The organism is Draconibacterium sp., from assembly GCF_041583095.1.
Taxonomy (GTDB): Bacteria; Bacteroidota; Bacteroidia; order Bacteroidales; family Prolixibacteraceae; genus Draconibacterium.
This window is the reverse complement of record NZ_JBFHGM010000033.1, coordinates 20120-28659: the sequence shown is the minus strand read 5'-3', so window position 1 is coordinate 28659 and position 8540 is coordinate 20120. Positions and strand designations below refer to the sequence as shown.

Here is an 8540-nt window from a genome sequence, read left to right as displayed (position 1 = left end):
GCAACGGTCGTTGCTTTAGTTGAAACTGACATTGTTTCAGCTAAAGCTGACATTGCTTCAGTTTAAGTGCTTGTTGCTTCAGTTTAAGTGCTTGTTGCTTTGGTTAAAGTGCTTGTTGCTTTGGTTAAAGTGCTTGTTGCTTTGGTTAAAGTGCTTGTTGCTTTGGTTTAAGTGCCTGTTGCTTTGGTTAGAGTGCTTGTTGCTTTAATCGAAGTACTTATTGCTTCAGTTGAAACACGTATTATTTGATTAAACGTTAGAAAACGCTATACCCGGCGATGGGAAATATTTGCCACGAAAATTGCCGGTTTGCTTTATAATTGCTCATCCAGGTCGGAATCCATAGTAATTAACGGCGAAGCGTCAATTTTTTCGATATCAAGTATTTTTACCAGTGTATTCAAACCGGCCTCAACAACTCCGAATTCCTCTTCGCTAAGTTGCAATAGTTTTTCCGATAATTGTTCGTGCAACAACGATGGCATTGTGCTCAGCAGTTGATCGCCCGATGAGGTAAGAGCTATATTCACAACACGTTTATCACCCGATTTGGGAAGACGGGCCAGGTAGCCTTTTTTTTCAAGACGGTTTATAATACCGCTAACCGTACTCGGATTCAGGTTTAGGAATTTTCGCAGTTCGCCCTGCGTTGTTTGATAGTTAGGCGACTCGTGCAGAAAGTTTAAACAAAGAACCTGTGGAATACTTACGCCGTGTTCTTTCTGAATTTTCTTTGACTCGATGTCTACCGAGCGCACGATTTTGCGAATTTTAATTAGAATATCTCGTGTTTCCATTCCTTCCCGATCAAAAATTTTTGCTAATATATTAAGAAAAAATTAGAGCCGCTATTTCGTGGAACAACGATTGAAGGAATAAAGATTCAATTAATTCAGCGACTTCGTTATTTTCGCATCATATCAGGAAAGACAAAATGCCGACCGAAAAAAAACGTAAAATAATACATGTTGATATGGATGCTTTTTTTGCGTCGGTAGAGCAGTTGGATCATCCCGAACTGCGCGGAAAGCCTATTGCTGTTGGAGGAACAAGCGACCGGGGAGTTGTTGCAGCGGCCAGTTACGAAGCCCGGAAGTACGGTGTGCGCTCGGCTATGTCGTCGAAAGTGGCCAAACGAAAATGTCCGAACCTGATTTTTGTAAAACATCGTTTTGAGCGGTACAAAGAAATTTCGGCGCAAATACGAAGCATTTTTCTGGAGTATACCGATTTGGTTGAACCGTTATCGCTTGATGAGGCCTATCTTGATGTTACTTACGCCAAAAAAAGTCAGCCTTCTGCTACCTTGATTGCCAAAGAAATTCGCCAGCGTATTTTAGAAGAAACGGGACTAACCGCATCGGCAGGCGTTTCGTACAACAAATTTCTGGCTAAGGTGGCTTCCGATGTCAATAAACCCAACGGAATGTTTGTGGTAACTCCCGATAAGGCACAGGATTTTATCGACCAATTGGAGATCCGGAAGTTTTTTGGAATAGGAAAAGTAACCGCCAAAAAGTTAAATGATATTGGTGTGTGGTATGGCCGCGATCTGAAAATGATCGACAGGCTTGAGCTTACCCGAATGTTTGGCAAAGCAGGCAATTACTACTACGATATTTGCCGGGGTATTGATAACCGCGAGGTGCAGCCATCACGCGAAAGAAAGTCGGTTGGCGCTGAAAATACCTTTTCACAGGATCTGTTTTTAGAGGATGAACTAAAGAAAGAATTATTGGTAATTGCCGGGAAAGTATGGGAGCGGGCCGACCGATCGGGGGTAAAAGCAAAAACAGTGACCTTAAAATTTAAATATGCCGATTTTGAGCAACATACCCGAAGTAAAACCATTGAGCCCTACATCAACACAAAAGAGCGTTTTATTACCGAAAGCCTGAAATTGATGAAATCGGAAGGTGGGTTTGTAAAAGGAATCCGTTTACTGGGGCTTACACTCTCCAATTTTCTGCACGAACAAGAGGGTGAAAAAGGTGTTCAGCTGGTGATTGAGTTCTGATAAAATTTGCAGAAAAACTGTTTGTCGAATTATATTATTTCCCCTAACTCTCGTATCTTTCCAGCTAATTAGTAACAACACAGACTGATCGGAACGAAAACTCCCGGTTCGATCTGCTGATTTCAGACTTCAATATGAAACGAATAAAACGCTTTTTACTGATAGTGATTCTTTTGGCGATAATTGGCTACCTTCTGGGGCCAAAACCGCCCAAGCCTGAGTTGAATAAAGACCTGCCATCGCTATCGGCAAGTATTTCAAACATCGAGACCTTTGTGGAACGAAAAGAAGCTGGTTTTTCGGTAAAACCCGATAATGAGAGCCGCATTATTTGGGCAAACGATTCGATAAAAGAACGCACCGATTATTGTGTTTTGTACCTGCACGGATTCTCCGCATCGTGGTTTGAGGGCCATCCTGCCAACGAGCGTTTTGCGCAACATTTTGGCTACAACTTATACATTCCGCGTTTGCACGATCATGGATTGGTTACCGAAGATCCTTTAATTGATATGACTCCCGATGGATTATACGCTTCGGCAAAAGAAGCATTAATGGTTGCCCGCAGCCTGGGACGAAAAGTGATCATCATGAGCACGTCAACAGGAGGAACGCTGGGATTAAAACTGGCGGCAGATTTCCCGGAGTATGTTGACGGACTGATCCTATATTCGCCTAATATTAAGGTGAAAAACAGCTCAATGGCTTTATTGTCGAAACCATGGGGATTACAAATCGGGCGAAAGGTAATTGGTGGGAAGTACCGTGTTTCTGACGATGATCCGGAGTCGGAAGATTGTAAATACTGGAACTGCAAATACCGTGTGGAAGCACTGGTTTATCTGCAACAGCTGCTGGATGCCACCATGACAGAAGAAACGTTTGGCCGTGTAACAGTGCCGGTGTTTCTGGGATACTACTACAAGGATGATGAGAATCAGGATCAAACGGTAAGTGTTGACGCAATGCTTGATATGTTTGATGAACTGGGAACTTTACCCAATCAAAAGGTGAAAAAAGCCTTTCCTGAGGCCGGTGATCACGTTATTGCATGCAGTCTTACTTCCGGTAGTGTGGAAGAAGTAATTGCCGAAACCATTCGTTTTGGTGAAGGGATTTTGGGATTGGAACGCAGATAACGCTGATTATTTGGATTCTCACTGATAATAAAAATCTGTGGCTCTCAGTAAAATCAGCGTAATCAGCGTTCGGTCTTACTGAATTTGAGCAGCTGCCTCTTCGTCTAAAAACCAGGTTAAGATTCCGTTTGTAGGAGAAATATAGTAGGCCGGTAGCAATTGGGCTGCATCATTATCATTCATAATCTCTGCAACCCGCAAGGCTTTATTCGAGCCTGTTACCAGGAAAAATATCTGGTTGGCATTATTCAGCACGTTGCCGGTAATGGTAATACGTTTTTGCCCGGTAAGCGGATGAACAGCAACCGCACAGCTTTGCTCGTCTTCAAAAAGTTCCAGCTGGTCGGGAAAAATCGAAGCCGTGTGTCCGTCGTCGCCAAGCCCCAGAATTATCAGGTCGAAAACAGGATCTTTACCCCGCGAATTAAGGCTTTGCTCCATCTCTTGCGAGTAGCGCAGAGCTTCCTGCTCAGGATCATTCTCGCCTTTTATGCGGTGGATATTTTCATCGGGAATAGTAATGTTTGAAAGCAAGTAGTCAACCGTCATTTTATAGTTGCTTTGTTCATCGGTCGGGGGCACACAGCGTTCATCGCCCCACCAAAGATGAATGCGTTCCCATGGAATTCGGTCGGCGTATTTTTTACTTATTTTTTTTAAAAGTCCTTTTGGAGAATTTCCACCGGACAGTGCAATATCGAACACTTCCTGATTCGAATTTTGTACCATCTTGATCAGTGCTTTCGCGATGGCCTTGTAAACATCTTTCGGTTTCGAATAGATTTTTACTTCAGTAAAGGTTTCCATTTCAGATAGTTTATGCTGTTAGATAATACAGTGCAATATGCAGATTAAAGTTCACAATACAAGCCGTCGTTGTGTAAATTCTTACAGGGGTAGCGCCAATCTCCGTTAACGATAAGTTTGGCGGATTCTTCCGGCCCCCAACTTCCGGCCGGGTAACCATAAATTGGAATTTCAGGATTGGTTTCCCATGCGTTAATTATAGGTTGAACAAACTCCCAGGCAGCTTCTACTGCGTCGCCACGCGAATACAGTGTTGCGTCGCCCTGCATACAATCCAGCAGAAGGCGTTCGTATGCTGCCGGAACCTTTTTGTCGGCCAGATCAGAATAATGGAAATCCATGTTTACCGTTTGCACTTTAAATCCGGCTCCCGGTGTTTTCATGCCAAATTTCAGCAGAATTCCTTCGTCGGGCTGAATTCGGATGATCAGCTGGTTGTTGCTGTCGGAGCTGGCATTGCCAAACAAATGATGAGGTACTTTACGGAAGTGAATAACAATTTCAGTTACGCGTGTTGGCAGTTTTTTCCCGGTGCGAATGTAAAACGGAACACCTGCCCAGCGCCAGTTATCGATAAAGAATTTAAGAGCCACAAAAGTTTCGGTGCGCGAAAGTTTGTCCACGCCGGTCTCCTCGCGGTAACCGGCAACTTTTTTGCCTCCAATGGTTGAGGCGGTATATTGGCCGCGAATAACGTAACGCGACACTTCATTCTCTTTAATCGGTCGTAACGACTGAAAAACTTTTAGCGTTTCGTTTCTTATGGCATCGGCTTCCACCACAACCGGAGGTTCCATAGCCACAAAACCCGCTACCTGTAAGAGGTGATTCTGCAACATATCGCGCAAAGCTCCTGAGCTCTCGTAGTATCCGCCACGGCCTTCCACTCCCAGACTTTCGGCTGAGGTAATTTCAACCCGCTCGATATAACGCCGGTTCCACAGCGGTTCAAAAATTCCGTTCGAAAAGCGGGTTACGAGCATGTTTTGTACGGTTTCTTTGCCCAGATAGTGGTCGATACGGTAGATTTGTTCCTCCTCGAAATAATTAAGTAGCTGTTTGTTTAGCGCTTTTGCCGATTTTAAATCTGTTCCAAAAGGTTTTTCAACGATCAATCGCCTAAAATTATTCTCCGATTTTGAAAGACCATTCTGGCACAGCATTTTCGGAATTACCGGGTATAATGATGGGGGAGTTGATAAATAGAATACGTAATTCTGCTCAATCTCAAGCGCGCCGGAAATTTCATCAAGCCGCTCTTTTAACGGAATAAAATCATCGGCTTCGTTATTCTGAACCGATTGATAAAACAATAACTTTTTAAATTCTTCGCGTTTTTCATCGTTGGGAATAAATTCATCAGCCCGGTTTCGGAATTCATCATCGGAAAGTGCCGAGCGGGAAGCACCCAGCACAGCAAACTTATTGGGCAAAAGGTTTTGTTTGTATAGTTCAAAAAGTGCGGGTATTAATTTACGTTTGGTGAGATCGCCCGATGCCCCGAATATGATGAGAATTTGATCTTCTACTTTCTTCATGGTCAAATTTTAGTGTTGAACGCAATAAACCAGAATATTGTTTTTGATAATGCGAAAAAATAAATCGTAGCCCACTTCCTTTTCAGGATGCTCTATAGCTCCGGAAAAATTTGATTGTGTATTGTAATCGAACGGAGTAATTGCAATTTGCTCGTTAAACTGAACTCCATGGATTCCAGAACATTTAAAAATAGCTTCTTTTGCTGCCCAAAGCAATATTTTTACGAACTGCGGATCTTTGCTACTTTCAATAAATTCAATTTCTGATAGGCTGGCAAAACGGGTAACAACTTTATCGATATTCCGCTGCAATTGTTCAACGTCGATTCCAATATTTTTTTCGGATAAAATAATGGCTGCCAGATCAGCAGAGTGTGTGATGCTGATATTTAAATCGGAATTTATCAATGAGGGTTTGCCAAATTCGTCGCGGTAAATAATTGGCGTATTTTCGGGTATCAGGTTCTGAAGAAGTGTGCGGGTAGCCAGAAATTCTTTTTGTCGTTTTTCGGCTTTAAAAGTTGCTAAACGTGCGGTATCATCGGAATTTAGCGTACATGATTTTAATAAATCATCAGCTGTTTCTTTCAGCTCCCATACACCAATTGTGCCGTTTTGGTTGGCTATTTTTTCAATTAGCGGCATTATTTCCAGCTTGTGGTTTCAATCATGTGAATCACATCGGGTTCGATAAAGTTGATTACCGGACTCAATGAATCGATGTCGGGAACTTCGCGAATGTAGAACGCGCCGCGTAAAAAATGCCGGGTGCTGTCGGTTAAAAAAAACTGCATGGGCGACGCGGCATTTCCTTCGATGGAATAAATGGTTCCGTACACTTTTTTAGCAGGATTCACGAATAAACGCTCGTCAATGGCGTCGGCTTTTATTGAATGTTTATAGGCCAGCGTGCGCGTCTCTTCCATTAACTCGGCTAAAAGTTTGTAGTCGTCTTTTTGGCTGTTCAGCTCGTAATACGAAATGTGTATTTCCACTTTGTTTTCGGGCACTGCAACATTTATCCAATAAGGTTCATTGCGGTTTCTGGAGTCTTTTTCAATCCTTGCATATTCCGGTATTTCAAAATCGTACGGAAATGTCCGGTTCAGATCTTTGTAGCTTTTTTCAGGAAAATCAATGCGGTAATATCCCCGCGGTTTAGGCGTGTAATTTTCTTTACAAGCCACCAAAAACAACAATAAAAATAGTGTATATGCGAATCTCATCTTCCCAAAAATTTAGTCACGTTTACTACTTGTTAATAACCACCTTGATTTGTTTAATCCTGCGGTTATCAACCTCTTCAATGGTAAACGTGAACGTTTTGCATTTTACCTGCTCTTTTAACGAAGGGATCTCGCCTTTTATTTCAAGAATAAGGCCGGCAAGCGTATCGGCATCACCTTTTACTTCGTCAAAAATGGTATCGTTGCAATTTACAACCCGGTAAAAATCACCCAGTAAAATCTTGGCGTCGAACAGGTAAGAGTTTTCCGAAAGCTGGGTGAAGAAACTTTCTTCGTCATCAAACTCATCGGCAATATCGCCAACGATTTCCTCCAGAATATCTTCGAGCGACACAATACCTGAAGTACCTCCGTATTCGTCAACCACAATGGCAATGTGCACTTTGGTTTTCTGAAATTCTTCCAAAAGCGAACTGATTTTTTTTGTATCGGGCACATAAAACGGTGGACGAATCAAAGTTTGCCATTTAAACGTTTTGTTTTTATGGCTGTGTTGAAGTATATCTTTAATATAAAGTAGTCCGCTGATTTCGTCGAACGAATCGATGTAAACCGGAATTCGCGAGTAGCCCGAATCGTTTATAATTTCAAGAACCTCCTCGAAATTTGCTTTTATATCGATGGAAACCACGTCAACACGTGGAGTCATAATTTCCTCCACACTTTTGTTGCCGAATTTTACAATTCCTTCCAGTATATCTTTTTCGTCCGAAAGTTCCTGGTCGGAAGTCAATTCAAGTGCCTGCGAAATCTCATCCATCGAGATGTTCTTTTTGTGTTTTTGCAGGCGGCGGTTTACAAATCCGGTAGAGTAAATCAATATCGCATTTATCGGGCGAAATAACTTTTCGAGCGTTTGCAAGGGCAATGCCATAAAACGCGCAAAACGCAAAGCAAAGTGTGTGGCATAAACTTTCGGAAAGATTTCGCCAAAAAGCAAGAGGAAAAACGTAATGAGCACCACCTGGAAAACAAATTGCAGCGTTGGTGCATTAACAAACGATACTAAATTGTTTGAAATAAAGGCCGTTAATATTACAATGCCAATGTTTACAAAGTTGTTTGTTACCAGTATGGTAGCCAGAAGTTTTTCCGGGCTTTCGAGGTTGTGCAATACGCGCTCGTTGTTTTTGCCTTTGTGTCTTAGTTTGTGTTTATCGCTGGCCGACAATGAAAAGTAAGCCACCTCGGATCCACTTATCAGTGCCGAAGTAAATAGTAAAAACAATACGATAATAATTGAAACGATTATTCCGGGACTGATAGGGTGTAATTGAATTTGCCAGGAGCCGATAGCGGCTAAACTTAAAAGCGGTTCTGTTTCCAAATTTAAAAGTTTTGGTTAGAATGGAAGATCCTCGTCTCCCTCCGGTTCTTCAATGTCGGGTTGCGAAACCTGCGGAGTGGATGCTGAACCGGAGTTTTGCATTGCACCGCCCTGGTCTGGCGAACCCATGTTGTCAGCGCGGTTACCAAGCATTGTCATCTGGTCGCCATAGATCTCTGTAACGTAACGTTTGTTCCCGTCTTTGTCGTCGTACGAGCGGGTTCTTATTCGTCCCTCAATATACAGCTGACGGCCTTTGGTAACATATTTTTCAGCCACTTCGGCCAGGCCTCTCCACAAAACAATATTGTGCCACTCGGTTGTAGTAACACGCTCACCACTTTTCGAGTTATAACTTTCTGATGTTGCCAAAGGGAAATTAGCTACTGCAACACCCGAATCAAGGTGACGTACTTCAGGATCTTTACCAACGTTTCCGATAAGAATTACTTTATTTACTGACAT

At 42.6% G+C, this 8540-nt stretch carries 9 protein-coding genes; 2 read left to right on the top strand and 7 right to left on the bottom strand.

Annotation, left to right across the window (positions count from 1 at the left end; genetic code table 11):
- Nucleotides 1-314: 314 nt before the first annotated feature.
- Nucleotides 315-797, bottom strand: a complete 483-nt coding sequence (locus tag ABZB17_RS05205) for a MarR family winged helix-turn-helix transcriptional regulator (protein ID WP_045032676.1) — start codon at nt 795-797, stop codon at nt 315-317.
- A 137-nt stretch (nt 798-934) separates the two neighbouring features.
- On the opposite strand from ABZB17_RS05205, the gene dinB reads away from it, so the two are divergent.
- Together dinB and ABZB17_RS05195 are read left to right on the top strand one after the other, a co-directional pair.
- Complete coding sequence (gene dinB / locus ABZB17_RS05200; protein ID WP_372648414.1) at nt 935-2017, top strand: DNA polymerase IV; 1083 nt, start codon at nt 935-937, stop codon at nt 2015-2017.
- 134 nt (nt 2018-2151) lie between these two features.
- Entirely contained in the window at nt 2152-3156 is a 1005-nt protein-coding gene (locus ABZB17_RS05195) for an alpha/beta hydrolase (RefSeq protein ID WP_372648413.1), read from the top strand.
- 75 nt (nt 3157-3231) lie between these two features.
- On the opposite strand, the gene pgl is transcribed toward ABZB17_RS05195, so the two are convergent.
- The 6 genes from pgl to ABZB17_RS05165 are packed head-to-tail and all read right to left on the bottom strand — an operon-like array spanning nt 3232 to nt 8540.
- Nucleotides 3232-3963, bottom strand: a complete 732-nt coding sequence (pgl, locus tag ABZB17_RS05190; protein ID WP_372648412.1) for a 6-phosphogluconolactonase — start codon at nt 3961-3963, stop codon at nt 3232-3234.
- 44 nt (nt 3964-4007) lie between these two features.
- Complete coding sequence (gene zwf, locus ABZB17_RS05185) at nt 4008-5501, bottom strand: glucose-6-phosphate dehydrogenase (protein ID WP_372648411.1); 1494 nt, start codon at nt 5499-5501, stop codon at nt 4008-4010.
- 9 nt (nt 5502-5510) lie between these two features.
- Nucleotides 5511-6146 (bottom strand): 4'-phosphopantetheinyl transferase superfamily protein, encoded by a 636-nt coding sequence (locus ABZB17_RS05180; protein WP_372648410.1) that lies wholly within the window; start codon nt 6144-6146, stop codon nt 5511-5513.
- Nucleotides 6146-6727 (bottom strand): gliding motility lipoprotein GldD, encoded by a 582-nt coding sequence (gene gldD, locus ABZB17_RS05175; RefSeq protein ID WP_372648409.1) that lies wholly within the window; start codon nt 6725-6727, stop codon nt 6146-6148. Before gldD ends, ABZB17_RS05180 begins: the two co-directional genes overlap by 1 nt.
- A 25-nt stretch (nt 6728-6752) precedes the next feature.
- Nucleotides 6753-8075: a gliding motility-associated protein GldE gene (gldE, locus tag ABZB17_RS05170; RefSeq protein ID WP_372648408.1), complete on the bottom strand. Its 1323-nt coding sequence runs from the start codon at nt 8073-8075 to the stop codon at nt 6753-6755.
- A 15-nt stretch (nt 8076-8090) separates the two neighbouring features.
- The gene (locus tag ABZB17_RS05165) at nt 8091-8540 is read right to left on the bottom strand and encodes a single-stranded DNA-binding protein (protein WP_045032689.1); all 450 of its coding nucleotides are present in this window, start codon (nt 8538-8540) and stop codon (nt 8091-8093) included.